Origin of the sequence: Denitromonas halophila (assembly GCF_007625155.1) — a bacterium.
Classification (GTDB): Bacteria; Pseudomonadota; Gammaproteobacteria; order Burkholderiales; family Rhodocyclaceae; genus Nitrogeniibacter; species Nitrogeniibacter halophilus.
Window position 1 is genome coordinate 140,459 of the sequence record NZ_VMNK01000005.1, and the last position, 26,562, is coordinate 167,020.

Here is a 26,562-nt window from a genome sequence, read left to right on the forward strand (position 1 = left end):
TTTGGCCTATGCAGCGCGAGCGAGACAATCGGCGCCGGCGGCTGCCAGCGCCGCATCGATTGCATGAATATCATTCAGGGGGCGCAAGGCTTGGTAAAGCGCTTCAGCCTGCACGAAACGCCGACTCAGAAAAGCCAGCCACTGCTTGAGCCGGCCCGGTGCATGACGCGCCGCCAGCTTGCCACGCACACGCGCCCAGAAAAAGGCGATCGCCGGCAACAGTTCGGCCCAGTCGGCCTCTCGCGGGTCCGCCGCATCCCGAACCCGGCCGGCGCGAATATCGCGCGCCAGAAAGGGATCCGCCACAGCACCGCGACCAAGCATCACGTCTGCCACACCGCTTTCCTGCCGACAACGCTGCCAATCGGCGACTGACCACACCTCGCCATTGGCCACCACCGGCACCTTGACATGATCGGCGATCCGCCCGACCCAGACCCAATGCGCTGGCGGACGGTAACCTTCGAGTTTGGTTCTGGCGTGGACCACGATCCGCTCGACACCCGCCTCGGTCAGCGCCTCGGCACAGGCCAGGGTCAGGCCAGTATCGCGCACGCCAAGGCGCATTTTGGCGGTCAGCTTCGGGCCACCGCGCGGCATGACGGCGCGCACCGCCGCCGCCACGGCATGCAGGGTCTCGGGCTCATCGAGCAAGACCGCGCCTCCCCGATGACGGTTCACCTGCTGCGCCGGGCAACCAAAATTCAGATCAATGCCAGCAGGCGACCACTGAGCCGCCCGCGCCGCATTCTGTGCCATCAGATCCGGGTCAGACCCCATCAATTGCAGCTGAACCGGCGTGCCGGCCGCCGTTCGGCCGCCCTGAGCCAACTCCGGGCTGATGCGATAAAAACTGCGTTGCGGCAGCACCGTCGCCGAGATGCGCACAAACTCGCTCACCGCCTGGTCATAGGGCGACAGCCGGGTGAGCACATCACGCAGCACCTCGTCGGCCAAACCCTCCATTGGCGCCAGCAAAAGCTTCACGACGCGCCCCAACACAGTAAACTCATGCTCTCTCTCACTAAAAAACCGTCAGACATGTCCGACACAATTACCCTGCTCCATAACCCGCGCTGCTCCAAGAGCCGCGCCGCCCTTGCCCTGCTGCAGGATGCCGGCGCCGACGTGAGCGTGCTGCTCTACCTCGACACGCCGCCCAGCCGCGACACCCTGGCGCGCATCGTCGCGCAACTGGGCATCACGCCCGACGCCTTGATCCGCCGCGGCGAAGACATCTTCAAGACCGACTATCAGGGCAAAACCCTCGACGCCGACGCGGCGCTGGACGCACTGGCAGCCCACCCGAAACTGATCGAACGCCCCATCGCGATTCGAGGGGAGCGCGCAGTGATTGGCCGGCCACCGGAGAAGGTGCTCGAACTGCTCGACTGAGCAAAGCGAATTCTAACCTGGCGAATGTACCGCAACCGGGCCACCTTCTTGATTTTCATGGAATGATCAAGGATAATGCTCGGCTTTACAGCCTAGGGCGGTCACAATCGCCGCCCGCGAACCAGACGAGACGAACGCCATGAAAGCGGACATCCACCCGAAGTACAAAGACATCACCATCACCTGCAGCTGCGGCAACGCCTTCGTGACCCGCTCGACCTCTGGCAAAGAAGCCATGACGATCGAAGTGTGCTCCGAATGCCACCCGTTCTACACCGGCAAGCAGAAGATCGTCGACACCGCCGGCCGCGTCGAGCGCTTCAACAAGAAGTTCGGCAACGTTCAGCGCCTGGGTTGATTTCGCCCTGCGCAGTCTTGCGCCAGCAAAAAAGGCAGCCCCGGCTGCCTTTTTTGTTGCCCATCCACGCCGCTCGACGCACCACAAAACACGCACTGGCGTAAAATTCGCACGCCACGACGGCCACTAACCGCCCCGGATGACAACACGCCCTGACCCCTTCGCCCCCACACTAGCGCCACCGCCCCCCGCGATCCTCATTGCGGTTCTGCTGGGCGTATACCTGCTGGCGGGCCTCACCGGCCACGCCCCGTGGCGCGGCGACGATGGCCGATTCTTCGGACCGGTACTCGGCATGGTGCGCGACGGACAGTGGCTGGTGCCGCATCTTGCCGGCGAAGCCTTTCTGGATTTCGGCCCGCTGTATTACTGGATCGCGGCAGCACTGGCTACCGCGCTCGGCGCGATCCTGCCCCTGCATGACGCCGCACGCCTGGCCAGCGGCTTGCTCACCGCGATCGCGTTACTCCTGACCGCAGATGCCGCACGTCGCATGCACGGTGAGCGTGGCCATGCCCCGGCCCTGCTGATGCTGATCGCGAGCCTGGGACTCGTGGTTCACGCCCATGAAACCCAACCCATGCTCGCTGTCATGGTCGCTCAGGCGATCACCTTCTGGGGCATGGCCGTGGCCATGAAACATGCCCGCAAAGGCGCGCTGATCGCCGGTATCGGTGTGGGTCTGGCTTGCCTCGCCAACGGCCTGAACGCCTTGTTGATGACCGCGCCATTGCTGTTGTTGCTGCCGTCGATGGCCGCTCGCCTGATCGGTCTTGTAGCTGCCGCCGCGGTCGCCGGCCTGTGGCTGCTCCCCCTGGCGGCGACCGCGCCTGACATGCTTGCCCAGTGGTGGGACATGAGCGTCGCAGCGTCCGTGCCGCACGGCAAAAAATTTACTGACACCGCGGCGCTCTTCGGTCTGCTCGGCTGGTTCATCTGGCCAATGTGGCCGATCGCCGGCTGGGCGCTATGGCGTGAGCGCCGACATCTGGGCAGCCGCACATGGCAGATCATCTGCGCGGCGGCCCTGCTCGCGCTACTGGTCACCAGCCTGACCGGCGCACTCCGCCCCGCCAGCTTTCTGCCCTTGCTGCTACCGGTGGCGCTGATGGCCTCCGCCGGCGTAACCACCTTGCGACGTGGCGCGGCCAACGCGTTCGACTGGTTTGGCGGCATGACGTTTGCTGCGTTCGCGCTACTACTATGGCTCGCATGGAGCGCCTTGGCTTTCGAGTGGCCGCCGGGGCTCGGCCGGCATTTTGCCAAAGTGACGCCTGCCTTCACGCTCGACAGCCTGCTGTGGCCATCGCTACTGGGTCTTGCACTTTGCGCGGGCTGGACCTGGCTGGTCGCCACCACGAAGCGCAGCCCGTATCGCGGCGCCCAGAACTCCGCACTCGGCATGACCATGCTGTGGTGCCTGGCGGTGATTCTCCTGCAACCCTGGTTTGACTACAGCAAGAGCCTCGATCCGGCCGTGCTGTCCTTGCGCGAAGCGCTCAAGGATCAGCCCGCGGGCTGCCTCTCGGGCCTCGGCCTGTCGCCGAGCCAGCAGGTCAGTCTGGACTATCGCGCCGGCATCCGCCCCCACGCCGTGGCGGACAAAACCTGCCCGCTGCTACTGATTGCCGGCACCGAGGTGCGCGACATGGGCGAGCCATTGTGGCGCTATGAGCGCGGCGGTGGCAGTCGCAAGGAAGTCCTCAGCCTGTACGCCCGGGGCGAGTGATACAGGCCGCATAGCGCGGCCTCGACTCAGCCCGTCAAACTCACTCCGGCAAGCGCAGGAAGTTTGCCCGGTAGTGCTTCAACTCTTCAATGGATTCGTAAATGTCGGCCAGCGCCTCGTGCTTGCCTTTCTTCTGAACGCCCTTGTGCACCTCGGGGTGCCAGCGCTTGGCCAACTCCTTGAGCGTTGACACATCGAGGTTCCGATAATGGAACCACGCCTCGAGCTTGGGCATGTGCCGAGCGAGGAAACGGCGATCCTGGCAGATCGAATTGCCCGCCATCGGCGACGCACGCTCCGGCACATGCTCGGCCAGAAACGCCAACATCTGTGCTTCGACGGCGGCTTCGTCCAGCGCTGAGGCGCGCACACGCGCCGTCAGGCCGGACTGCCCATGGGTACGGGTGTTCCATTCGTCCATGCCGTTCAGTACAGCATCGGATTGATGAACCGCCAGCACCGGGGCCTCGGCCACCGTTTCGAGCTGGCTATTGGTAACCACAATCGCCACCTCGATGATGCGATCCGTGTCGGGCTCGAGCCCGGTCATCTCCATGTCAATCCAGATCAGGTAGGTAGAATCCTGTGCCATAATTTTGCCAAAAACCGATTGATAATCGCGCATTGTGTCATAGTTCGTGCGCCTTTCGGCCCGCCCGCAGCCCTCTCCCATTTCCAGACAGCGCATGACCGACACCCTGTTCTCCAGCCTGTTTCTTGCCGTCCTTGTGGCCACCGCCGCATTCAAACTCTGGCTTGGCTATCGCCACCAGAAGCATGTCGCCGATCACCGCAGCGAGGTGCCACGCGAGTTCGCTCAACAGATCACCCTGGGCGCACATCAAAAGGCGGCCGACTACACCCTTGCTCGCCTGGGGCTCGGCCGCATCGATCTGCTGATCAACGCTGTCTGGGTGCTCGTGCTGACCCTCGGCGGCGGCCTGCAGTGGCTGCACGCGGCCTGGGCCGGTGTCTTCGCCGAGGGCTCGCTCCTCCATGGCACGGCGTTTCTTGCATCGATCGGGGTACTTGGCGCACTCATCGACCTGCCACTGACGCTGTATCGCACCTTCGTCACCGAAGCGCGCTTCGGCTTCAACAAAATGACTCCCGCGCTATTTGTGGCGGACACCGCCAAAACGCTGGCACTGGCCGCAATCATCGGTCTTCCGGTCATCGCCGCCGTGCTTTGGCTGATGGTCGCCATGGGCGCGCACTGGTGGTGGGCGGTGTGGCTGTTCTGGCTTGGCTTCAACCTGTTGGTGCTGCTCGTCTGGCCGACCTTCATCGCGCCCTTGTTCAACCGCTTCACCCCCCTTGAAGACGAACGCATGCGCGGCCGCATCGACGCCTTGCTGGCCCGCTGCGGCTTTCGCAGCAACGGCCTGTTCGTGATGGACGGCTCACGTCGCTCGGCCCACGGCAACGCCTATTTCACCGGCTTTGGCCAGAGCAAGCGGATCGTGTTCTTCGATACCTTGCTCAACACGCTCGAGCCCATTGAGGTCGAAGCCGTGCTGGCCCACGAATTGGGGCACTTCAAGCATCGTCATGTCACCAAACGCCTGGTGCTGATGTCCGCCATGATGCTGGGCCTGCTATGGCTGCTCTCGGCATTGATGGCGACCCCGTGGTTCTTTACCGGCCTGGGCGTAACGGCGCAGAGCACCGCTATGGCACTGGCGCTGTTCATGATCGCCCTGCCCGTCTTCAGTTTCCCCTTCTCGCCCTTGATGAGCGCCTGGTCACGCAAGCACGAGTTTGAAGCCGACCGCTACGCTACCGAGCAATCGAGCGGCGAAGCGCTGGTCAGCGCACTGGTCAAGCTCTACCGAGACAACGCCAGCACGCTGACCCCCGATCCGCTCTACTCGCGTATTTACGACTCACACCCCCCGGCCAGCATCCGAATCGCCCACCTTCAGGGAAAAACGCTTTGAGAAACACCCGATGAACCAAGGCACCATCGTTGCCTCCTTTGGCCGTCAGTTTGAAGTTCTCGACACCGACGGCGAACGCTGGCTATGTGTCACCCGGGGCAAGCGAATCGATTTCGCCTGCGGCGACAAGGTCGAGTTCAAATCCACCAGCGCCGGCCACGGGGTCATCCAGAAAAATGAAGCGCGCCAAAGCCTGCTTCACCGCTCCGACGCGTTTCGCCAAAAACTCCTGGCCGCCAACGTCACTCAGATTCTCATCGTTGTCGCCACCGAGCCCAGCTTCAGTGATGAGCTGATCTCCCGCTGCCTGTGCGCAGCGGAGCACCAGAATCTCAAAGCGCGCATCGTGCTGAACAAGGCCGACGTCACCGCCGGCCTGGACGACGCACGCCGCCGTCTGGCCATGTTCACCACCCTTGGCTATGAACTGATCGAACTGTCGGCCATGCAGGACGTCAGCACGCTGGCGGCTGTCCTGAGCGGCGAGACCAGCATACTGGTCGGGCAGTCCGGCATGGGCAAATCCACGCTCACCAATGCACTCGTACCGGACGCCAATGCAGCTACGCGGGAGATTTCGGAAGCGCTGGACACCGGCAAACACACCACCACATCCACCCGCCTGTACGCCCTGCCAGGCGGTGGCGCGCTGATCGACAGCCCCGGGCTGCAGGCCTTTGGCCTGGCCCACCTGACCGAAGACGATCTGCTCGCCGGTTTCTGTGAGTTCGCCCCCTTTCTTGGCCAGTGCCGGTTCCGCAATTGCAAACACGATGCCGAGCCGGGTTGCGCACTGCTCACGGCGGTCGAAGAAGGCGTCATCTCGGCGCGACGTTTCTCGCACTACCGGCTGCTTCACAACGAGATTCACAACGCCAAACGCTTGTCGCAGGGCTGGTAGTTCAAGCTGGCGCGAACAAGACATAAAAAACCCCGCCGAAGCGGGGTTTTTCTTGATGCCTTGAACCGATTACATGCGCTCGAAAATGGCAGCAATACCCTGGCCACCACCGATACACATGGTCACCAGCGCATAACGGCCGCCGGTGCGCTGCAGTTCATAAACCGCCTTGGTCGCGATGAAGGCGCCCGAACAACCGACCGGGTGGCCCAGTGCAATCGCGCCACCGTTGGGGTTGGTCTTGGCCGGATCCAGACCGAGCACTTTGGTGACGGTCAGTGCCTGAGCGGCAAAGGCTTCGTTCGACTCGATCACGTCCATCTGATCCAGCGTCAGGCCGCCTTTCTTGAGTGCCAGACGGGTTGCCGGGATCGGGCCTTCACCCATGATCTCGTTCGGCACACCAGCGATGGCATACGACACCAGACGGGCGATCGGCTTGTGGCCGGCCTTGGCAGCCACTTCACTGTCGGCCAGCACAAAGAACGCAGCACCGTCGTTGATGCCCGACGCGTTACCTGCGGTCACCGTACCGTCTTTCTTGAATGCCGGCTTCATCTTGGCCAGCGATTCCATGGTGGTGCCCGGCTTGAGATGCTCGTCAGCGGCGAACACGACTTCGCCCTTACGCGTCTGCTTGACGATCGGGACGATCTGGGACTCGAAATAGCCGGCCTCTTGCGCCGCGGCGGCGCGACGCTGCGACTCGACCGCGAAGGCATCCTGCTCTTCACGACTGAAGCCATGCTTGGCGGCCAGGTTTTCGGCGGTGATACCCATGTGGCCGACGCCAAACGGGTCGGTCAGCACCGCGACCATGCTGTCGAAGGCCTTGGTGTCACCCATGCGTGCTCCGGAACGCAGCGCGGGCAACATGTAGGCACCCTTGGACATGACTTCAACGCCGCCGCCAATACCGTAGTCGGCATCACCCAGGAGAATGTTCTGAGCGGTGGTCACGATACCCTGCAAACCCGACGAACACAGACGGCTGACCTGCATGGCCACCGACTCCATCGGCAGACCCGCCTGAATGGACGCAACACGTGAAACGTAGGCGTAACGCGCGTCGGTCGGGATGCAGTTACCGACGGTCACGTAATTGATCAGTTGAGGATCGACGCCGGAACGGGCGACCGACTCCTTCATGACGATTCCGGCCAGTTCCGATGCTTCGAAATCGGCCAGGCTGCCACCGAACGCGCCGATCGGCGAACGTACGGCACTCAAAACCACTACTTCACGATTAGCCATCTACACTCCCTCCTGGAAAACTCAAGGTGCCACCCATACCACCACGCTACCCAAAGTCAGCATGAGCAAACACATGAGCAAGGCACGCCATAGTAATCCGATCGCGCCCTGCATGGATTCAACACGAACATCTTCACCTGCGCCCAGTTCCGGACGCTCAAGCAAAGTGCCCGATTGACGGATTGGCAAGCCCAGCCTCAGGCCGAGCGCACCGCCTCCGCAGGCCAATACTACACCCGAACTCGGTTCGGCCCATAGGGCTGCCTGGGTCCGCCAACAGAGGATTGCATCCTCGAAATTTCCGACGATCGCAAATGAGATACCGGTCAGACGCGCCGGCGCCCAATCCACCACGTTGAAGGCCCGACGCGCGAAGCGATCGAATGCATTCGGTTCATCAGCACTCGCCTTGCGCCAGCGGCGCACGAGGAAATCTGACAGGCGATACGCCACCGCACCCACCGGCCCCGGCAACACCACGAACCAGAACATCACCCCGAACACGTTCCGGTGGGCGGCCAGCAAGGCTTCTTCGATGGCAAGACGTGCCACTTCAGTGTCAGTCGCTTCTGAATACGATGCGCCCCGCCACTGACCCAACAGGGCACGGGCACGTGTCAGCTCGCCCATGCCGAGCGCCACATGAATATCAGTGAAATAGTGACTTTCGTGCCGGAAGCCCAGAGTCAGATAAAGCACAAGAAGGTTGAGTGCGAAGGCCAGCACCGGTTGCACTGACCACAACAACCAATACAAGCCCAGCGTTGCAAGACTGGCGGAACCGACAAAAGCGAGCCAGACAAACACCGCGCTGCCGCCGCGACCGGCATAGAACCGGCCCGCGCAGGCATCGGCCAATCGGTGCAGGGGCGCGTGAACCCAGCGCTCTACCGACAGGGGACGTACTTGTTCGACCAACAAGGCCAACACGATCGCAAGGAGTTTCATTCAGGCCAACTACGTGGCGTCTGGACAGACGGGAATCGACGGGAAACATACCACAATTGCCTGCGTCCCAAAGCGCAAGCCGCGGCAATTTGACGTCCGATGCCGGGCGACGCTAATCGGGCTCACCGAGAAAACGCGAGAGCATGACCAGCATGCCTGCAGTCGCCCCCCAGATATGGTGATGCTGCCATGGCATGGCGTAGTAGGTTCGCGCCCGCCCGTCGATCAAGAGTTGCTCCTGACGACGATTCGCCGGATCGATCAGAAAACTGAGCGGCACTTCGAAAATTTCGGCAACTTCGAAGCTGTCCGGCGTCAGATCAAAGGGCGGCTGAATGAGCCCCACCACCGGCGTCACCCGAAAGCCTGTCCCGGTATGGTATTCGGAGAGCGCACCCAGTAACTCGACGCGTTCGGGATGCAGGCCGATCTCTTCGTGGGTTTCACGCAGCGCGGTCATTTCCGCATCCCGATCTCCGGCCTCGACCCGACCACCGGGGAAACTCACCTGACCCGGATGGTGATGCAGGTGGTCCGTCCGCCGGGTGAGCAAAACCGTCAAGCCCTCATCGCGATCAACAAGTGGCACCAGCACCGCTGCGGGTCGCAGACGATCCGGCGCAGCATCATCGCGCATCACCGCAGGTGCTGGTGACTGCGCAAACCGCTCGCGCAGGGCTGCGGCGGTCAGTAGTCGATCAGAGAGTGCGTCGGGCCGGGACACGATCAATACCGTTTTCGGAGGGTCAAGGTGTCGCCCGAGCGCTGCATTTCCATGCGGTTGAGCACACTCATGCCCAGCAAGGCGACCGGCAGGTCGGAATCATGGATGGCGGCGTCCACCTGATGCAGGGTCACACCCGCCAGATTGACTTCCGCAAGCTTGACGACCCAGGTTCGCACCATGCCATTGGCGGTCTGGGAAACGCTTGGGCGGCCATGCTTGAGATAGTCGATACGCGCGCGCTCGGCATCCGCCCGCCCAAGCGCGACCATGCTCGCGCCGGTGTCAACCAGGAAACGCATGGGGGCGCCGTTGATGCTGCCTACGGCAAGAAAATGGCCACGCGAATCTGCGGTAAGATTGACGGTCGGTGCCTCGGTGGATGCCGCCGATTTCACCACCCGCTGGCCAAGGTGCAGAGTTTCACGTGTGCCGTTGATCTCGACGATCACCTGCTCGCCCTGGACCGACACCACCTTCACACCATTCTTTGTGCTGCGCCCTACCGCCAGCGTCGCGGGGCGCCCGCCATCGATGACCAGCACGGCTTTGCCGGGAAACAGACCCACCACCGCGACATCAGTCGCCTGAGCGGCGCCAGCCACCAATGCAGCGGCGCAAAAAAATACCCACCGGGTCTGCTGCAACATCACCCTCTCCTGACCGAATCAGTGTCCATCATAACGCTTGGCGTCAGTTCATAAAATGAAACGGCCGGCCACCCTGAAGGTGCCCGGCCGAGCGTCATAAACTTCGTGGAGCGAATTCAGACAAATACGTCGATCTTTCCACCCACCGTCGCGTTTGGATCGGGCGCAGCCGCCGGTTGAGGCAATGCCTCAATCAACTGCGCCGCATTGCTCGCGGCGATATCTTGCGCCTTGCGTTGCATCAGCAAGGCCGCCTGACTTTGCACGTTGGTCAATGCGCTGGCCGATACCGCTGAAACATCCATGCGTTCAATCCCGGAAGTTCTCGTATTGCAAAGGATAGTCGGTAATTTCCTTGCGGACCAGGGCGATACAGTCTTGCAGGTCATCCCGCTTCTTGCCCGTCACCCGAATCGACTCACCCTGAATCGCCGCCTGCACCTTGACCTTGCCGTCCTTGATCAGCTTGACGATCTTCTTGGCCAGATCCTGCTCGACGCCGACGCGAACGCGAATCTCCTGCTTCACCTTGTTGCCGCCGACTTTCTGGAGTTTTTCTTCTTCAAGGCAGCGCACGTCGATTTTCTTGGCCGTCAGTTCCGGCAGCAAGATGGCCTTCATCTGATCGATCTGAAAATCGTTGTCGCCATGCAGGGTGAGCATCTTGTCCTTGTGCTCGACCCGCGCGTCAGTGCCTTTAAAGTCGTACCGGTTGGTAATCTTCTTGTTGGTGCTGTCAATTGCGTTGTTGAGCGACGGCATATCCACTTCTGAGGTGATATCAAACGACGGCATAAGCACTCCTGTCTGTACTGATTTATTCAAGCCACACGAACGGCAGACAAGGCAACGGCGGCCTGAGCCGCCGCACCTCGGCTCGTCAGCGCCGGATCAACCGAAATGGCAAACGTAATGCATCGGCGAACCAACCACCTGAATATCGAAGCTGGATGAACCCGCCACCTTGAAGGTCTGTCCGGCCTCGAAGCTGCGCCATTCAGCGTCGCCGCCCATGCGCACACTGCACGCACCGGCCACGATTTCCATCACCTCGGGCGATGCCGTGGTGAAGGTGAGTGTAGCCGGCAGGACGACTCCTACCGACTTGCGCGTACCATCGGCCAAGGTCAGGTTGTGACTGACGCACTTTCCGCCGAAATACACATTGGCTTCCTTGGCTACCGACACGCCTTCGATCAGCGTTTTTTCTGTCATGACACTCTCCCTGAAACCCCTCCCCGGGGTCACTCGATACCCAACAAACGGGCGATAAGCCCTTTGGCAATGAAGCCGACAAAACCCAGCCCCAAGGCAGCAAACATCCACACGGTGCCGTACTTGCCGGCCTTCGATTCCTTGGCCAGATTGCCAATGATGAACAGCATGTAAAGGATCAATCCGCTGAAGCAGACCTTGAGCGAGATTTCCTCAAACTCCGCAACGGTCAAACCAAACAGAATGACATCACTTTCCACGCCACTACATCCTTAGCCGCGCTTGTTGCGCGCATTCTCCGCAATACGCAAGCGCAATGCATTGAGACGAATGAAGCCATGCGCATCTTTCTGATCGTAGGCGCCCTGGTCATCTTCAAAGGTCGCGATGGTCGGATCGAACAGCGAGTCGGTTTTCGAATCGCGGCTGACGACAATCACATTGCCCTTGTAGAGCTTGATGCGCACCCAGCCGTTGACGGTCTTTTGGGTCTGATCGATCAGTGCCTGCATGGCCAGGCGCTCGGGCGCCCACCAGTAGCCGTTGTAAATCGTGCTGGCGTAGCGCGGCATGATGTCGTCTTTCAGATGCGCAACTTCACGGTCCAGCGTCACCGACTCAATCGCGCGGTGCGCCTTGAGGAGGATGGTACCGCCCGGAGTTTCGTAGCAGCCGCGGGACTTCATGCCGACGTAACGGTTCTCGACGAGATCGAGCCGACCGACGCCGTGCTTGCCACCGACCTGGTTCAGGGTCGCCAGCAGTTCATGCGCCTTCATGCGCTTGCCGTTGATCGACACCAGATCGCCGTTCTCGAATTCCAGATCCAGGTATTCAGCCGCATCCGGGGCCGCCTCGGGCGACACCGTCCAGCGCCACATCGACTCTTCGGCTTCAGCCGCCGGGTTCTCGAGGTGACGGCCTTCGTAGGAGATGTGCAGCAGATTGGCATCCATCGAATACGGTGCGCCGCCCTGGCGGTGCTTCATGTCGATGGAGATGCCCGCATCTTCGGCGTATTTGAGCAGCTTCTCGCGCGAAAGCAGATCCCACTCACGCCACGGTGCAATGACTTTCACGTTCGGCATCAGTGCGTAGTAACCGAGCTCGAAACGCACCTGATCATTACCTTTGCCGGTGGCGCCGTGCGAGACCGCGTCGGCGCCGGTCTGACGGGCAATGTCGATCTGGCGCTTGGAGATCAAGGGGCGCGCGATGGAGGTACCCAGCAGATACTCGCCTTCATACACGGTATTGGCACGGAACATCGGGAACACGAAATCGCGGACAAACTCCTCGCGCAGGTCGTCGATGAAGATGTTCTCCGGCTTGATGCCGAACTTGAGCGCCTTCTCGCGTGCCGGGTCGAGCTCCTCGCCCTGCCCCAGGTCGGCGGTGAAGGTCACCACTTCGCATTGGTAAGTATCTTGAAGCCACTTCAGGATCACCGAAGTATCCAGGCCGCCCGAATAGGCCAGCACTACCTTGTTCACATCGCTCATAGCATTCCCTGACGATAAAACATGCCGCGGATCACGCGGCCAGATTCAAATTCACCCGTGTGATCAACTATCCACACGGCCAATAACGAGGTATTCCAGCAGCGCTTTTTGCGCATGCAGGCGATTCTCCGCCTCATCCCACACCACCGACTGGGCGCCGTCGATCACGCCGGCGGTGACCTCTTCGCCACGGTGCGCGGGCAGGCAATGCATGAACACGGCATCAGGTGCCGCCACCTGCATCATGTCCTCGTCGACACACCAGTCGGCAAAAGCCTTCATCCGCTCTTCGTTCTCCGCCTCGAAGCCCATTGAAGTCCACACGTCGGTGGTCACCAGGTCGGCGCCCTTGCAGGCGTCCATCGGGTCGGCAAACTGTTCAAAATGATTCGTGCCATACAAACCGGCACGCTCCGGCTCAATTTCGTACCCCGGCGGCGTCGACACATGCACGTTGAAATCGAGCAACTCGGCGGCCTGCAGCCAGGTGTTGCACATATTGTTCGAGTCACCAATCCAGGCCACGGTCTTGCCCTTGATATCGCCCCGATGCTCAATGAAGGTGTAGATATCAGCCATGATCTGGCAGGGGTGATACTCGTTGGTCAATCCGTTGATCACCGGCACGCGCGAGTTCTCAGCGAAGCGCTCAATCACCGACTGCTCGAAGGTACGGATCATCACCGCATCGCTCATGCGCGAGATCACCTGGGCCGCATCTTCGACCGGTTCACCGCGCCCGAGTTGCGAATCACGGGTGTTGAGATAGATCGCCGAGCCGCCGAGCTGGTGCATGCCGGCCTCGAACGACAGGCGCGTTCGGGTGCTGGCCTTCTCGAAGATCATCACCAGGGTGCGATCAAACAAGGGGTGGTGCGGCTCGTAACGCTTGAACTTTTCCTTGATCCAGCGCGTACGCTCAAACAGGTAGGCGTACTCGTCGCGAGTAAAATCCTTGAACTGCAAATAGTGTTTTATGGCGTTCATGACACGCTCTTGGAGTAGGTTACGCCGACAGAAACTTACGCACCAACGGCGTCAGCGCATCGATCAGCGCTGTCACATCGGCATCAGTAAACGTCAGCGGCGGCAGGAGGCGAATCACGCGCTCTGCCGTCACATTGATCAGCAAGCCAGCCTCGAGAGCCTGACCCACCAGTTCGGCGCAGGGTCGGTCGAGCTCAATGCCGACCATCAATCCGTCACCTCGAATTTCCACAACACCGGCCACGCCGTCGAGAGCGGCCGCCATGCCATCGCGCAACTGCACACCGCGCGCCGCGGCATTGTCGAGCAGGCCATCGCGCAGCATCACGTCAATCGTTGTCAGACCCGCCGTACACGCCAACGGGTTGCCGCCAAAGGTCGAGCCGTGATTACCCGGGCCGAACACACCAGTTGCCCGCCCGGCGGTCAGACATGCGCCAATGGGGACGCCCGAGCCAAGGCCTTTGGCCAGGGTCATGACGTCCGGCTTGATGCCCGACCACTGGTGCCCGAACCACTTGCCGGTCCGACCCACGCCGCACTGAACCTCATCAACGATGAGCAGCCACTGGTGTGCATCACACAGTGCCCGCAGCGCCTTGAGATACTCCGTGTGAGCCACACGAATGCCGCCTTCGCCCTGAATCGGCTCAAGCATCACGGCAACCACATCGGAATTGGCCTTGGCCACCTGCTCCACTGCTGCAATGTCGTCGAAGGGCACCCGAATGAAACCCGGCACCAGCGGCTCAAAGCCTGCCTGAACCTTGCGGTTACCCGTGGCCGACAAGGTGGCCAGCGTCCGCCCGTGAAACGCCTGCTCCATCACCACAATAGCCGGCTGAGTGATGCCACGCTTGTGACCGTAATAGCGCGCCAGCTTGATCGCCGCTTCGTTGGCCTCGCAGCCCGAGTTCGAGAAAAACACCTCATCCATCTGCGACAGCTCGGCCAAACGATCGGCCAGCGCTTCCTGGGCAGGGATCCGGTACAGATTAGAGGTATGCAAGACACGCCCGGCCTGGTCGGCCAAGGCCTTGACCAGATCCGGATGGTTATGACCCAGCGTGGACACCGCGATTCCGGCCAGCGCGTCGAGGTAACGCTTGCCCTCGGTGTCGAACAGGTAGGCCCCTTCACCGTGGGAAAAAGCGACCGGCAGGCGGCCATAGGTGTTCATGACATGCGACATGCAAAAGCCCCAAAATCAGGAATCAGAAATTGATCCGTTCAAAACACGTACGGCGGCCGTCGCCGCCGTGAACTGTAAGCGTTCGATGGTAAGTGAAACAGGCTTTGATGTACATATTGCCCGCCAAACCCACGCCCATCCACGCACTCGGCGCCGACGGAAGTGCCATGATTTCTGCTAGAATCCCGCCCTGTCGCGGGACGTTCACCAGAGACCGTACAGAGTCTCAGCCGTCGCGCTTTCGGGAGGGGCTGCGACTCAAACACGGTCGCGCGAAAACACAACTACATGAAAAAGATCGATAGCTTTGTCATCATCGGCGTCACACGGGACGGCAAGAAATTCCGCCCCAGCGACTGGGCCGATCGCCTGTGCGGCATCATGTCGGCGTTTGGCTCCGACAACCGCATGATGTATTCACCCTATGTTCGCCCTGGCTGCACGCTCACCGGCGACAAAAGCGTCGTGGTTGATGCCCGTCTCTACGACATCGAACCGCTTGCATACAAATTCCTGATCAACTTCGCCGACGACAACAATCTGAGCATCGAAACCATCGATCCAGAACAAAGCGCGGTTTAATCAAACAGGCGGCACCGCCACACGCTGGCGCCCCAAAGTAAAAAGGCGACCCGAAGGTCGCCTTTTTTGCATCGCAAGCAGTGCTTAAGCGGCCATCCCTTTGATCGCTGCGGACAGGCGGCTCTTGTGGCGCGCGGCAGCGTTCTTGTGGATGATTCGCTTATCAGCGATGGTGTCGATGGTTTTCACCGAATTTTGAAACAGTGTGCGTGCAACGTCCTGATCGCCTGCATCGACTGCCTTACGCACAGCCTTGATCGCAGTGCGAAGACGCGAGCGCAAGCTTGCGTTGTGAGCACGCGCGGCGTCGTTTTGGCGAGCGCGCTTGCGGGCTTGTGCCGTATTGGCCATAAGTCTTCGTCCGTGTTGGTAGATACTGAAAGCGCGAGATGATAGCGCGTCAGCCCGCTACAGCGCAAGCCAAAACCGCATTCCACTGATTTAGATACAACACAGTATCATGCGCAGTTTGCCGGACGCCTCTTTCGATGAACCTGCTTCGCGCCCTCGCCACCGTCAGCAGCATGACGCTGATTTCACGCATTCTCGGCTTCGCCAGGGATTTCGTGATCGCGCGCGCGTTCGGCGCGGGCGCCGCAACCGATGCCTTTTTTGTCGCCTTCCGGCTCCCCAATCTGCTACGCCGGATGTTCGCTGAGGGTGCGTTTTCGCAAGCCTTCGTCCCGATCCTGGCCGAATACAAGAACCGCCGGGGCGAAACCGAAGCGCAGCAACTGGTCAGCAAGGTCGCCACACTGCTCGGCCTGATCGTGCTGCTGATCTCCATCATCGGGGCCTTTGCCGCGCCGCTCATCATTTATGTGTCGGCACCCGGTTTTTCGGCAGACGCCGATAAGTTTGCGCTGACGGTCGAACTGACCCGCATCACTTTCCCCTATATTTTCTTTATGTCACTGGTGGCGCTATCGGGTGGCGTCCTCAATACATGGAGTCGATTCGCGATTCCGGCCTTCACACCGGTACTGCTGAACATCAGCTTCATCGCGATGGCCTTGTTTGCCGCGCCGCTGTTCGACCCGCCGGTGCTGGCGCTGGCCTGGGCCGTGTTCCTTGGCGGCGCACTGCAGTTGATCCTGCAGCTACGCCCACTCGCACGCATCAGCATGCTGCCGCGCTTCCGGCTCGACACCAAAGACCCCGGCGTGCGCCGCATTCTGTATCTGATGGCACCGGCGATTCTTGGCGTATCGGTCAGCCAGATCTCCTTGCTCATCAACACCATCTTCGCGTCCTTCCTGGCCAGCGGCAGTGTGTCCTGGCTGTATTTTGCCGACCGGCTGATGGAGTTTCCGGCCGGTCTGCTCGGCGTCGCGCTGGGCACCATCCTGTTGCCCAGCCTGTCCAAATGCCATGCCGACGAAGACCCGACCCAGTTCTCCGAACTGCTGGACTGGGGCCTGCGCCTGACCCTGATGCTCACCCTGCCCGCGGCGCTCGCCCTGGCCATGCTGGCGGTACCGCTGATCGCCACACTGTTCCACTACGGCGCCTTCAGCGCCACCGACGTCTTCCACACCCGCAGCGCGCTGATCGCCTACAGCGTCGGCCTGACCGGCATGATCCTGGTGAAGGTGCTCGCCCCGGGCTTCTACGCGCGGCAGGACATCCGCACCCCGGTCAAGATCGCGCTGGTCACCCTGGCGGCCACTCAATTGATGAACCTGGCTTTCATCGGCCCGCTCAAACACGCCGGGCTGGCGCTGTCGATTGGGGTTGCCGCCTGCCTGAACGCGGGCTTGCTGTATCGCGGACTACGCCGACGCGGTGTCTTCATGCCCCGTCCCGGCTGGGGGATGTTCGCCCTCAAGCTGCTCATCGCCCTCGTCGCACTGGGTGGGGTCATGTGGTTTGCCAAAGGCACCGACCTGAGCTGGACGGCCGAAGGCGGCTGGGCGCGCGCAATCCGCCTGTCGCTGGTCGTACTGGCAGGGATGGCGACCTATTTCGTCACGCTGTTCGTGCTGGGCTTCCGACCGCGCGACTTTTCCCGTCGGGCCGCCTGAGCACATCGCGGCCAAGTCGTCCTAGAATGCAGGCATCGTTTTCCCGACACGCCATCAGGAGATGCCCGTGAAAATAACCAGTCGTAGTCTCAAGGACGGCCAGCCGATCGACGGTGCTTACGCCTTTTGCGTGCCCGCGGCCGAAGGTCATGTCGCACTCAGCGACAACCTCAGCCCGCACATCGCCTGGTCCGATCTGCCCGCCGGCACCCGCTCGCTGGTGCTGATCTGCCACGACCCGGATGTGCCGAGCCAGGGCGATGATGTCAATCAGGAAGGCCGCTCGGTGCCGGCCGATCTGCCGCGCGTCGATTTCTTTCACTGGGTGCTCATCGACATCGACCCCGCCCTCGGTGAGCTGGCCGAAGGCGCCTTTTCGTCCGGCGTCACCGCGCGCGGCAAACGCGGCCCGGCGGCGCCCCACGGCACCCGGCAAGGGATCAATGACTACACCGGCTGGTTCGCGGGCGACCCCGACATGCGCGGTGACTATCACGGCTACGACGGCCCCTGCCCGCCTTGGAACGACAGCATCGTCCATCGCTACGTATTCACGCTGTTCGCCACGGATCTGGTCAGTTGCCCGATGAGCGAGCGCTTTACCGGCCAGCAAGTCCGTGACGCACTGGCGGGTCACATCCTGGACCAAGCCGCGCTGACGGTTCGCTACAGCCTGAATCCCGCCGTTCCCGCCTGATCCGCGCTCGCCTCAATGCGGCGCCCTTGTCGGGCGCGGCATGGCGTCAGCCGATGTAGGGGCCGAGCTTTTTTCCCACGGCAACAAAGGTCGGCGGACGGTAGTCGGGCAAGCCTTCAAAAAACGCGGGGTAGATCTCGCCCGCAATCAGCGGGCGTAACCAGCGCAGCGCCTCACCGGTGAGATCAAAACCCGCGCCGGCGATAAAGTCTGCCGGCAGCCGTCGCTCGGCATTGGCGATCGGCCCCAGGGGCGCCGGCTCAATGCGCCAGCGATAGGGCGCATCCCCTTCACGCACGATCGCCGGCATCACCGCGTCGCGCCCCGCCAGCGCATAGCGCACCGCGGCTTGCCCCACCGCTTCGGCCTGCGCCCGGTCGGTTGCCGATACCAGATGACCCGCTGCGCGCTGCAGGTAGTCGGGCACCGCCCAGTGATGCTTGTAGCCGAGCCTGTCGTGCACCAGCCGCGCCAGCCACTGGCCGATGCCCCCCAACTGGACATGGCCGCGGACATCTTCGTCCTGCTCGACCAGTAGCACGCCCGCCTGGTTTCGCACGCCCTCGGCAGCGGTGATCGCGCAATAGCCCAGGCGTTCGACGCAGGCCTCGACACATGCGAGAAAGGCATCGGGGTCAAAAGGCACTTCCGGCAACAGCAGCAGATGCGGCGGGTCATCCGGTGCCTGCCGGGCCAGGACGGTGGCGGCCGCGAGCCAGCCACAGTTGCGGCCCATCACCTCCATCACAAAAATGCGCCCGCGCCGACCGCTCATGGCACGCAGGTCCATACCGGCCTCGCGCATGGAAGTGGCCAGATATTTGGCGGCGGAACCATAGCCCGGTGACACATCGGTGCCCACCAGATCGTTGTCCACCGTCTTTGGCACACCAACACAGCTCAGCGGATAGTTGCGGGCACGCGCGGCGGCCGACAGCTTGAGGACGGTGTCCATCGAACCGTTGCCGCCGTTGTAAAGAAAATAACCCACATCATGGGCGGCAAACACTTCAAACAGGCGATCGAACTGCGCGGGGTTATCGTCCGGCGCATCGAGATCGAAACGGCAGGAGCCAAACGCGCCCCCCGGCTGCCCGGCCAGCGCCGCCAGATCCGGGACGCTCAGGCCCGCCGTATCCACCAAGTCTTCTCCCAGCACGCCGAGTATGCCTTGGCGCGCGCCAAGCACGCACCCGATCTGCGCGGGATGCTTGCGGGCTTCGGTGATCACCCCCGCCGCCGTGGCGTTGATGACCGCGGTCACGCCGCCGGACTGGGCATACAACAGGGTTCTGGGCGCCATCAGGCGAATCTCCGTCGATCAAAAAAAACGCGGCGGGCCGGTCGAAACCGGGCACCGCCGCGCTTTGGGTCCTGCGGGTATATCAGCCGAGTGCGTCGAACACACGTGCGGTGATCGCATCCACCGAGCCCTGCCCGGAAATGACTTTCACCGTCGGGGCCGCGGCTTCGCCCGTGGCCGACCAGCTGCTGTAGTAGTTGAGCAGCGGCTTGGTCTGCGAATGATAGACGTCGAGACGTTTGCGCACGGTCTCTTCACGGTCGTCATCGCGCTGAACCAGGTCTTCGCCAGTCACATCGTCCTTGCCTTCGACCTTGGGCGGGTTGTACTTGATGTGATAGGTGCGACCCGAGGGCAGATGTGCGCGGCGGCCACTCATGCGCTCAATGATCTCTTCATCGGGCACATCGATCTGCAACACCACATCGACCTTCACGCCAGCATCTTTCAGCGCATCGGCCTGCGGCAACGTGCGCGGAAAACCGTCAAACATGTAGCCGGCCTGGCAATCGGGCTGCTGAAGCCGGTCCTTGACCAGACCGATGATGATTTCGTCGGACACCAGACCACCAGCGTCCATCACCTTCTTGGCTTCGATGCCCAGCGGCGTGCCAGCCTTGACCGCAGCGCGCAACATGTCGCCCGTCGAGATCTGCGGAATACCGAACTTTTCTTTGATGAAATTGGCCTGTGTGCCCTTGCCCGCCCCCGGCGGCCCCAGAAGAATCAATCGCATGAATACCCCCTCCCTGTATTGATATGCGACCGGGATGCGGCCACCTGCCGCTCCCGACCAACGCGTGAAGTTACCTGCAAACCCCGGACCGGTCAAACACTTGGCGCACCCGCGCCAGATCGTCTTCCGTATCCACGCCGGCGGCCGGCGGATGATCCACGCGTAACACCTGAATCACATCGCCATGCCACAGCGCCCTCAACTGCTCCAGGGCCTCCCACTGCTCCAGCGCACACGCGTCGAGACGTGTGTAACGGCGCAAAAAGGATGCCCGGTAAGCGTACAAGCCGATGTGCCGCATCACCGGCAGCCCGGCGGGCACGGCCTCGCGCGCGGTCGCCCAGGCGTCGCGCGCCCAGGGAATCGGCGCCCGCGAAAAATACATGGCCCGACCGCGCACATCGGTCACCACCTTGACCACGTTGGGATTGAACATGTCCTCGGCCGAGTCGATCGGATGCGCCGCGGTGGACATCGCCGCGGCCGGATCCGCCGCCAGCGCCTCGGCCACGCCCCGCACCAGCGCCGGATCGATCAGCGGCTCGTCGCCCTGCACATTGACCACGATGTCGTCATCCGCCCAGCCTTGCAGTGCCACAACCTCGGCAAGGCGGTCCGTGCCGCTGGGATGATCCGCACGAGTCATCACCACTTGCCCGCCCGCCGCGCGAACGGCATCTGCCACGCCGGCGTGATCAGTCGCCACCCAGACTTCATCTGCGCCGGAGGACTGCACCCGCTCCAGCACCCGCACGATCATCGGCTTGCCGGCAATATCGGCCAGCGGTTTGCCCGGCAAACGGCTCGATGCGAACCGCGCCGGAATGACCAGTTTGAAGCCGTTCAAGGCCCGCCGTCCTCGGTCACGGACAGCGTCCGCGCTTCGTCTTCGAGCATGACGGGGATGCCGTCACGGATCGGGTAGGCCAGCCGGCAGGGTTTGCAGACCAGTTCCTGCTCGGTCTTGCGGTAGTCGAGTGGCCCCTTGCACAAGGGGCAGACCAGAATTTCAAGCAGCTTGGCGTCCATGACGGGAAAGCTTCTCCAGAATTGGCTGCAGGGCAGCGTCGGGGATCGAGGCGCGCACCGGAAACACCCATGTGTTCGCCGGCGCGAATGCGGCGCATTTTACCGCATCCTTCTCGGTCAGAATCATTGCTTCGCCCTCACCAAAGGCCAGATCGGCCGGCGTGAAGGCGTGATGATCGGGAAACGGATGTGCAATCACCGTCAGCCCCATCTCGGCCAGCTGATCGAAAAAACGTTGCGGCCGTCCGATACCCGCCACGGCATGCACTGTTTGCCCGGCGAAATCGGCAGCGACCACTGTCTGCGTAGCCTGTCCGATGCGCTCAAAGCGCTCGCCGACGAGCGTCATCGCTGCACACTCGACACCACTCAAACGCCTCGCGAGACCGGACGAAACCGGACCATGCGTCAGCACCAGATCAGCCTGCCGGGCGCGCCCGACAACCTCGCGCAACGGCCCGGCCGGCAACAACCAGCCGTTGCCAAGCACCCGCTCATCGATCACCACAATTTCCGCAGTGCGCGCCAGCGCGTAATGCTGCAAACCATCATCGCTGATGATGATGTCGACCTCGGGATGGCCCTCGCACAGCGCACGCGCCGCGGCCGGACGATCTCGGCCGACGGCCACCGGACAACCGGTCCGTCGGGCCATCAACAGCGGTTCGTCGCCCACCTCCTCAGGCAGGGAGGATCCCTCCACGCAACGCGCGTCGGTGCGCTGGCCGCCGTACCCGCGGCTGATGATGCCGGGTCGGTAGCCTTGCGCCATCAGTTGCTCGGCCAGCCAGATCACCACGGGCGTCTTTCCGCTCCCGCCAACGGCCACGTTGCCGACCACCACCACCGGCACGGGCGCGGCCTGCGACGACAGTACGCCGACGCGATACGCCAGCCGGCGCACGCCAGAGAGCGCGGCAAAGACCAAAGAGAGCGGGAGAAGAAGCACGGCGCGCCAGCCACGGCGCTGCCAGAGGGCCGGCGCTGTCGCCGTCATGCGTGCGCGCCCGGGCTCACTCGCCGCGGGTCGCGAAGGTAATCTGCGGCAAGCCGACCCGTTGAGCCGCCTGCATCACATCCACCACACGCTGATGTTGCGCCTTGGCGTCGGCGTTGATCACCACCAGCGGCGGCTCGGCATCGGCCGGCGCAGCGCGCCCAAGCGCCGCGGCGATTGCGTCGATGTCCCGCCCGATCACCGGCACGCGGTTAATCAGCACGTCGCCATCGGCGGTCACCGCGATATTGATTTCATTGGCCTGCGTCTGAATGGCGTCGGCGCTGGCCGTCGGCAAATTCAACTCAAGCCCCGAAAACTTCGCATAGGTGGTGGTGAGCATCAAAAAGATGATGATCACCAGCAACACGTCGATCAAGGGGATCAGGTTGATCTCGGGCTCTTCCTGCCGGCGGTTGGTCTGAAATCGCATTGGGCGTTCCCGATCAGCCGCGGCGCTCGCCGTGCACGACCTCAACCAGCTTGACGGCCTGCTGTTCCATGTCGAGCACAAAGCTATTGACCAGCGCGCGGAAATGCCGCCAGAAGATCATGGCCGGAATGGCGATGATCAAGCCGAAACCCGTGTTGTACAGCGCCACCGAAATACCGTGCGCGAGCTGCTGCGGGTTAGCGCCGCCCGGCGTCTGCGAACCAAAGATTTCGATCATGCCGACGATGGTGCCAAACAAGCCCATCAGCGGCGCGATGGACGCAATCGTACCCAGCGTGGTGAGGAAACGTTCGAGGTCGTGCACCACCGTGCGGCCGGCCTCCTCAATCGCCTCTTTCATCACCTCGCGCGAACTCTTCACATTGCGCAAGCCGGCCGCCAGCACTTGGCCCAGCGGCGAATGCGCGGACACGCGCTGAATCATTTCCGCGCTCACGCCCTGACGACGCAAGTCGGCAACGACCTTGTCGAGCAAGCCGCGCGGTGCAATCCGGGAGCGTCGCAGCGTGATGGATCGCTCGATAATGAGCGCAACGGCAATGACAGATGCAAACAACAGCGGCCAGATTGGCCAGCCCGCCGCCTTGATGATCTCGAACACGCGCGCAATCCCCTGCGAATCTTTCAAAGGCGGAACTGTAGCGCCGGGCAGGCGATCTCGTCCAGCGCGGTGACCTCAAAGCATTGCAAAGGCAGTGCAAACCGTGTCGCCACAAGGGCTTCGCAAAGACATCCACAAAATCTGTGGATAACTTTGTGGATGAGTTTGGTGTGACGCCCCTAAACCCGCTAAATGAAAGGGCTTTTCCTACTTAGATTAAAAATGAGGCAGTGATAAAAAATCAATAAAATCAGTTACTTGAAAAACACCCGAAGTATTCCATTACATTTTTGCTGGTGCACCGCAGCAAGCCTTGACAATACCAGTCCTGTGTGGATTGCCGATACAATCGCGGCCATGGAAACCCAGCCAACACCCGCCAACACCCCGCCAATGACCTTATCGGTCAGTGACTTGAATCGAATTGCCCGCGAGACACTGGAAACCAGCTTTCCTCCTTTATGGGTGCGCGGCGAGCTCTCCAACGTGACGCACGCGCCATCGGGTCATATCTATTTCACGCTCAAAGACGCAGGCGCCCAAGTGCGCTGTACCTTGTGGCGCAGCCGTGCGCAACGCCTCAGCATCAGCTTGCGGGCCGGCATGCAAGTCGAGTTGCGCGCGCAGGTCACGCTGTACGAGCCGCGCGGCGACTACCAGCTCAGCGTCGAATCGGTGCGCGAGGCCGGCGTTGGCCATCTGTTCGACGCCTTTGTCCGCCTCAAAGCCAAGCTCGAGGCCGAAGGCCTGTTCGCCAACGACAAAAAGCGGTCACCCCCCCACTATCCGCGCGGCGTGGCCATCATCAGCAGCCCGCAGGCGGCGGCGCTCAAAGACGTGTGCGCCAGCTTCGCGCGCCGCGCGCCGCACCTCAAGCTCGTTTTGCTGCCGACCCCCGTACAAGGCGACGGCGCCGGTGCGCGCATTGCCGCGGCGCTCGACCGGCTGGCGCGCATCGCGCCCGTCAAAGGTCTGGATGTGGTGGTGCTGGTGCGCGGCGGCGGCAGCATTGAAGACCTGTGGGCCTTCAACGAAGAAGTCGTTGCGCGGGCCATTCGTCGCTGCGCGCTGCCCGTGATCAGCGGCGTCGGCCACGAAACCGACTTCACCATTGCTGACTTTGCCGCCGATCTGCGCGCCACCACGCCCACCGCCGCTGCCGAGCTGGCCAGTGCCGGGTTTTACGCGGCGCCCGATCTGCTGGACCGGCGTCACATCGCCATGCAACGTGCCATGCAACGACGCCTCAACACCCTGCAACAGCAAACCGACCGTATCGCCCTGCGTCTGACCCATCCCCGTCAACGTCTGGCAGACAGCCGCGCCGCCGTGACCGCCTTGGCACGACGCATGCGCATGGCGATGGCCAGCCACACCCAAACCCTGGCGCGCCAGAACATGCACCTGGGCGCACGACTCAACGCCTTGCGGCCGACGCCAGCGTGCTACCGGCCGGCCATCGACGCGCTGCAGAACGCACTGCAACGCAACATCCGCCGCCAACTCAGTCAGCGACGCACACAGCTCGACGCCCTGGCCGCCCACCTGGACCATCTGAATCCCGAGGCAGTGCTCTCTCGCGGCTACAGCATCACTCGCGACGAACATGGCCACATCCTGCGTGACGCCGCTGCCACGGCCACCAATCGTGACATCACGGTGCAACTACATCGCGGCAAGCTGAGCGCGCGGGTCATCCAGCAACAACCGGCGATCGATAGCGACTGAGCCGCGGCGCGGTTGTCATTTCCCCTCATTCCCGACTAGAATTGTCGGGTTAATTGACTTCAGTCAAGGCTTCAACAAGGAGAAACCATGGAACACGTTTTGCCCCAACTGCCGTACGCCAAAGATGCTCTGGCCCCGCACGTTTCTGCCGAAACGCTGGAATTCCACTACGGCAAGCACCATCAAGCCTATGCCACCAACCTGAACAACCTGATCAAAGGCACCGAGTACGACAGCCTGGATCTGGAAGCCATCATCAAGAAGGCACCGGCCGGCGGTCTGTTCAACAACGCCGCCCAAGTATGGAACCACACCTTCTTCTGGAACAGCATGACCCCCAACGGTGGCGGTGAGCCGAGCGGCGCACTGGCTGCGGCCATCAAGGCCAAGTGGGGTTCCTTCGAAGACTTCGCCAAGGCCTTTACCGCTTCGGCCGTGGGCAACTTCGGTTCGGGCTGGACCTGGCTGGTCAAGAAGGCGGACGGCACGGTCGACATCGTCAACACCACCGCGGCCGGCACCCCGCTGACCACCGCCGACACCGCGCTGCTCTGTATCGACGTGTGGGAACACGCCTACTACATCGACTACCGCAACCGTCGTCCGGACTTTGTCGCCACCTTCCTGAAGAGCCTGGCGAACTGGGACTTTGCGGCAAAGAACTTCGGCTGATTTTTTGTCGAAACGCCCGGCGAAAAAGCCGCGACACGTGTCGCGGCTTTTTTGTTTTCCGGCCATGGCGGGCGGCGGACATCCGGGGCATTGGTGTATCCTGCCCCCTGCCCCAACGCGCTGCCCGGCAGCCCCAAGGATGTCCCGTGACTTCACCCGCCCCTGACACCCCAAAAGTGACCCCCGAGGCGTTGGCAGCCATGCGCAACGACATGCTGCGCTTTGCCACCCTGCAGTTGCGCGACAGCCATCTGGCCGAAGACATGGTGCAGGACACCATGATCGCCGCCCTCAACAAAGCGGAACAATTCGGCGGCCGCTCCTCGGTCAAGACCTGGGTCTTCGCGATTTTGCGCAACAACGTGCTCGACGCCATCAAGCAGCGCTCTCGCACTGTCAATGCGGGCGACTACATTGCCGAAGGCGAGAGCATGGACAGCGCCTTCGACACCCTGTTCAAGGCCAACGAACACTGGACGCCCGCCGCCCGCCCCACCGACTGGGGCGACCCGGAAGACGCGCTGCGCGAGCAGCAATTCTGGAAGGTGTTTGACGCCTGCCTCACCCGCCTGCCCGAAAATACCGCACGCGTGTTCATGATGCGCGAGTTCCTTGAGCTCGACAGCAACGAGATCTGCGACACCTTGTCGATCAGCATGAGCAACTGCCACGTGATCCTGCACCGGGCACGCAACGGCCTGCGCCGCTGTCTTGAGTCCAACTGGTTTTCGGAAGGATCGCCGGCATGCTGAGCTGCAAGGAAACCTCTCAACTCATCTCCCAAGCGCAAGATCGCGAGCTGGGCATCGTCGAGCGCATGCAACTCGAGTTGCACCTGGCCATGTGCAAGGGCTGCAGCAACCTGCGCAAGCAAATGGATTTTCTGCGCGGCGCGATTCGCCGCTATCCATCCGCCACCGACGACACCCCGGTCGACCGCTGAC

Annotated in this window: 33 protein-coding genes; 12 read left to right on the top strand and 21 right to left on the bottom strand. The window is 62.1% G+C overall.

What is annotated here, in order from left to right; all coding sequences use genetic code 11:
* Positions 1–6: 6 nt before the first annotated feature.
* Complete coding sequence (locus tag FHP91_RS06785; RefSeq protein ID WP_222105129.1) at positions 7–987, bottom strand: tRNA dihydrouridine synthase; 981 nt, start codon at positions 985–987, stop codon at positions 7–9.
* 54 nt (positions 988–1,041) lie between these two features.
* On the opposite strand from FHP91_RS06785, the gene arsC reads away from it, so the two are divergent.
* From arsC to FHP91_RS06800, 3 genes are all read left to right on the top strand, one after another.
* The gene (gene arsC, locus FHP91_RS06790; protein ID WP_144308864.1) at positions 1,042–1,395 is read left to right on the top strand and encodes an arsenate reductase (glutaredoxin); all 354 of its coding nucleotides are present in this window, start codon (positions 1,042–1,044) and stop codon (positions 1,393–1,395) included.
* Positions 1,396–1,534: 139 nt separating this feature from the next.
* Positions 1,535–1,753: a 50S ribosomal protein L31 gene (rpmE, locus tag FHP91_RS06795; RefSeq protein ID WP_144172817.1), complete on the top strand. Its 219-nt coding sequence runs from the start codon at positions 1,535–1,537 to the stop codon at positions 1,751–1,753.
* Between the two features lie 139 nt (positions 1,754–1,892).
* Entirely contained in the window at positions 1,893–3,482 is a 1,590-nt protein-coding gene (locus FHP91_RS06800) for an ArnT family glycosyltransferase (RefSeq protein ID WP_144308865.1), read from the top strand.
* A gap of 40 nt (positions 3,483–3,522) precedes the next feature.
* On the opposite strand, the gene orn is transcribed toward FHP91_RS06800, so the two are convergent.
* Positions 3,523–4,074: an oligoribonuclease gene (gene orn / locus FHP91_RS06805; RefSeq protein WP_144308866.1), complete on the bottom strand. Its 552-nt coding sequence runs from the start codon at positions 4,072–4,074 to the stop codon at positions 3,523–3,525.
* A gap of 94 nt (positions 4,075–4,168) precedes the next feature.
* Here orn and FHP91_RS06810 point away from each other — a divergent pair, with 94 nt between their 5' ends.
* Positions 4,169–5,422, top strand: a complete 1,254-nt coding sequence (locus tag FHP91_RS06810; protein ID WP_144308867.1) for a M48 family metallopeptidase — start codon at positions 4,169–4,171, stop codon at positions 5,420–5,422.
* A gap of 10 nt (positions 5,423–5,432) precedes the next feature.
* A complete protein-coding gene (gene rsgA, locus FHP91_RS06815; RefSeq protein ID WP_144308868.1) occupies positions 5,433–6,323 on the top strand; it encodes a ribosome small subunit-dependent GTPase A in 891 nt (296 codons plus the stop codon).
* 69 nt (positions 6,324–6,392) lie between these two features.
* Here rsgA and FHP91_RS06820 read toward each other — a convergent pair whose 3' ends face one another.
* The 11 genes from FHP91_RS06820 to FHP91_RS06870 form a co-directional block, all read right to left on the bottom strand.
* The gene (locus FHP91_RS06820; protein ID WP_144172806.1) at positions 6,393–7,577 is read right to left on the bottom strand and encodes an acetyl-CoA C-acyltransferase family protein; all 1,185 of its coding nucleotides are present in this window, start codon (positions 7,575–7,577) and stop codon (positions 6,393–6,395) included.
* 21 nt (positions 7,578–7,598) lie between these two features.
* Positions 7,599–8,525: a CobD/CbiB family protein gene (locus FHP91_RS06825; protein WP_144308869.1), complete on the bottom strand. Its 927-nt coding sequence runs from the start codon at positions 8,523–8,525 to the stop codon at positions 7,599–7,601.
* 112 nt (positions 8,526–8,637) lie between these two features.
* Positions 8,638–9,162, bottom strand: coding sequence for a CoA pyrophosphatase (locus tag FHP91_RS06830; protein ID WP_144173729.1), 525 nt, complete (start codon positions 9,160–9,162; stop codon positions 8,638–8,640).
* 89 nt (positions 9,163–9,251) lie between these two features.
* Positions 9,252–9,899 (bottom strand): retropepsin-like aspartic protease family protein, encoded by a 648-nt coding sequence (locus tag FHP91_RS06835; RefSeq protein ID WP_144308870.1) that lies wholly within the window; start codon positions 9,897–9,899, stop codon positions 9,252–9,254.
* Positions 9,900–10,015: 116 nt separating this feature from the next.
* The gene (locus tag FHP91_RS06840; protein ID WP_144308871.1) at positions 10,016–10,204 is read right to left on the bottom strand and encodes a putative motility protein; all 189 of its coding nucleotides are present in this window, start codon (positions 10,202–10,204) and stop codon (positions 10,016–10,018) included.
* A gap of 4 nt (positions 10,205–10,208) precedes the next feature.
* Positions 10,209–10,694 (bottom strand): YajQ family cyclic di-GMP-binding protein, encoded by a 486-nt coding sequence (locus FHP91_RS06845; protein ID WP_144172799.1) that lies wholly within the window; start codon positions 10,692–10,694, stop codon positions 10,209–10,211.
* Positions 10,695–10,790: 96 nt separating this feature from the next.
* Complete coding sequence (gene ppnP, locus FHP91_RS06850) at positions 10,791–11,114, bottom strand: pyrimidine/purine nucleoside phosphorylase (protein WP_144172796.1); 324 nt, start codon at positions 11,112–11,114, stop codon at positions 10,791–10,793.
* 29 nt (positions 11,115–11,143) lie between these two features.
* Entirely contained in the window at positions 11,144–11,374 is a 231-nt protein-coding gene (locus FHP91_RS06855; protein WP_144308872.1) for a DUF2788 domain-containing protein, read from the bottom strand.
* 12 nt (positions 11,375–11,386) lie between these two features.
* Positions 11,387–12,616 carry an argininosuccinate synthase gene (locus FHP91_RS06860; RefSeq protein WP_144308873.1) on the bottom strand — a complete coding sequence of 410 codons (1,230 nt, stop codon included), beginning with the start codon at positions 12,614–12,616 and terminating at the stop codon, positions 11,387–11,389.
* A gap of 63 nt (positions 12,617–12,679) precedes the next feature.
* A complete protein-coding gene (argF, locus tag FHP91_RS06865) occupies positions 12,680–13,603 on the bottom strand; it encodes an ornithine carbamoyltransferase (protein WP_144308874.1) in 924 nt (307 codons plus the stop codon).
* 19 nt (positions 13,604–13,622) lie between these two features.
* Positions 13,623–14,795 (bottom strand): aspartate aminotransferase family protein, encoded by a 1,173-nt coding sequence (locus FHP91_RS06870; RefSeq protein WP_144308875.1) that lies wholly within the window; start codon positions 14,793–14,795, stop codon positions 13,623–13,625.
* Positions 14,796–15,083: 288 nt separating this feature from the next.
* On the opposite strand from FHP91_RS06870, the gene FHP91_RS06875 reads away from it, so the two are divergent.
* A complete protein-coding gene (locus FHP91_RS06875; protein ID WP_144172773.1) occupies positions 15,084–15,377 on the top strand; it encodes a DUF3579 domain-containing protein in 294 nt (97 codons plus the stop codon).
* Positions 15,378–15,461: 84 nt separating this feature from the next.
* Here the strand turns inward: FHP91_RS06875 and rpsT are convergent, their stop codons facing one another.
* Positions 15,462–15,728 carry a 30S ribosomal protein S20 gene (gene rpsT / locus FHP91_RS06880; protein WP_144172771.1) on the bottom strand — a complete coding sequence of 89 codons (267 nt, stop codon included), beginning with the start codon at positions 15,726–15,728 and terminating at the stop codon, positions 15,462–15,464.
* Between the two features lie 137 nt (positions 15,729–15,865).
* On the opposite strand from rpsT, the gene murJ reads away from it, so the two are divergent.
* Together murJ and FHP91_RS06890 are read left to right on the top strand one after the other, a co-directional pair.
* Positions 15,866–17,401 carry a murein biosynthesis integral membrane protein MurJ gene (gene murJ, locus FHP91_RS06885; RefSeq protein ID WP_144308876.1) on the top strand — a complete coding sequence of 512 codons (1,536 nt, stop codon included), beginning with the start codon at positions 15,866–15,868 and terminating at the stop codon, positions 17,399–17,401.
* 67 nt (positions 17,402–17,468) lie between these two features.
* Positions 17,469–18,098, top strand: a complete 630-nt coding sequence (locus FHP91_RS06890) for a YbhB/YbcL family Raf kinase inhibitor-like protein (protein WP_144308877.1) — start codon at positions 17,469–17,471, stop codon at positions 18,096–18,098.
* Positions 18,099–18,144: 46 nt separating this feature from the next.
* Here the strand turns inward: FHP91_RS06890 and FHP91_RS06895 are convergent, their stop codons facing one another.
* The 7 genes from FHP91_RS06895 to FHP91_RS06925 form a co-directional block, all read right to left on the bottom strand.
* Complete coding sequence (locus tag FHP91_RS06895; protein WP_144308878.1) at positions 18,145–19,401, bottom strand: 6-phosphofructokinase; 1,257 nt, start codon at positions 19,399–19,401, stop codon at positions 18,145–18,147.
* 82 nt (positions 19,402–19,483) lie between these two features.
* A complete protein-coding gene (gene adk, locus FHP91_RS06900; RefSeq protein WP_144308879.1) occupies positions 19,484–20,137 on the bottom strand; it encodes an adenylate kinase in 654 nt (217 codons plus the stop codon).
* A 70-nt stretch (positions 20,138–20,207) separates the two neighbouring features.
* A complete protein-coding gene (gene kdsB / locus FHP91_RS06905; protein ID WP_144308880.1) occupies positions 20,208–20,984 on the bottom strand; it encodes a 3-deoxy-manno-octulosonate cytidylyltransferase in 777 nt (258 codons plus the stop codon).
* Entirely contained in the window at positions 20,981–21,166 is a 186-nt protein-coding gene (locus FHP91_RS06910; RefSeq protein ID WP_144172759.1) for a Trm112 family protein, read from the bottom strand. The genes kdsB and FHP91_RS06910 overlap by 4 nt, the downstream gene beginning before the upstream one ends.
* A complete protein-coding gene (gene lpxK / locus FHP91_RS06915; protein WP_144308881.1) occupies positions 21,147–22,163 on the bottom strand; it encodes a tetraacyldisaccharide 4'-kinase in 1,017 nt (338 codons plus the stop codon). The genes FHP91_RS06910 and lpxK overlap by 20 nt, the downstream gene beginning before the upstream one ends.
* A 16-nt stretch (positions 22,164–22,179) precedes the next feature.
* Complete coding sequence (locus FHP91_RS06920) at positions 22,180–22,596, bottom strand: ExbD/TolR family protein (RefSeq protein WP_144308882.1); 417 nt, start codon at positions 22,594–22,596, stop codon at positions 22,180–22,182.
* A 13-nt stretch (positions 22,597–22,609) separates the two neighbouring features.
* Positions 22,610–23,218 (bottom strand): MotA/TolQ/ExbB proton channel family protein, encoded by a 609-nt coding sequence (locus FHP91_RS06925; RefSeq protein ID WP_144172753.1) that lies wholly within the window; start codon positions 23,216–23,218, stop codon positions 22,610–22,612.
* 357 nt (positions 23,219–23,575) lie between these two features.
* Here FHP91_RS06925 and xseA point away from each other — a divergent pair, with 357 nt between their 5' ends.
* The 4 genes from xseA (at position 23,576) to FHP91_RS06945 (ending at position 26,561) form a co-directional block, all read left to right on the top strand.
* Complete coding sequence (xseA, locus tag FHP91_RS06930; RefSeq protein WP_391527562.1) at positions 23,576–24,946, top strand: exodeoxyribonuclease VII large subunit; 1,371 nt, start codon at positions 23,576–23,578, stop codon at positions 24,944–24,946.
* Positions 24,947–25,033: 87 nt separating this feature from the next.
* A complete protein-coding gene (locus tag FHP91_RS06935; protein WP_144308883.1) occupies positions 25,034–25,618 on the top strand; it encodes a superoxide dismutase in 585 nt (194 codons plus the stop codon).
* Positions 25,619–25,764: 146 nt separating this feature from the next.
* Positions 25,765–26,370, top strand: a complete 606-nt coding sequence (locus FHP91_RS06940; RefSeq protein ID WP_246116242.1) for a sigma-70 family RNA polymerase sigma factor — start codon at positions 25,765–25,767, stop codon at positions 26,368–26,370.
* Entirely contained in the window at positions 26,364–26,561 is a 198-nt protein-coding gene (locus FHP91_RS06945; RefSeq protein WP_144308884.1) for a zf-HC2 domain-containing protein, read from the top strand. The genes FHP91_RS06940 and FHP91_RS06945 overlap by 7 nt, the downstream gene beginning before the upstream one ends.
* Position 26,562 lies beyond the last annotated feature (1 nt).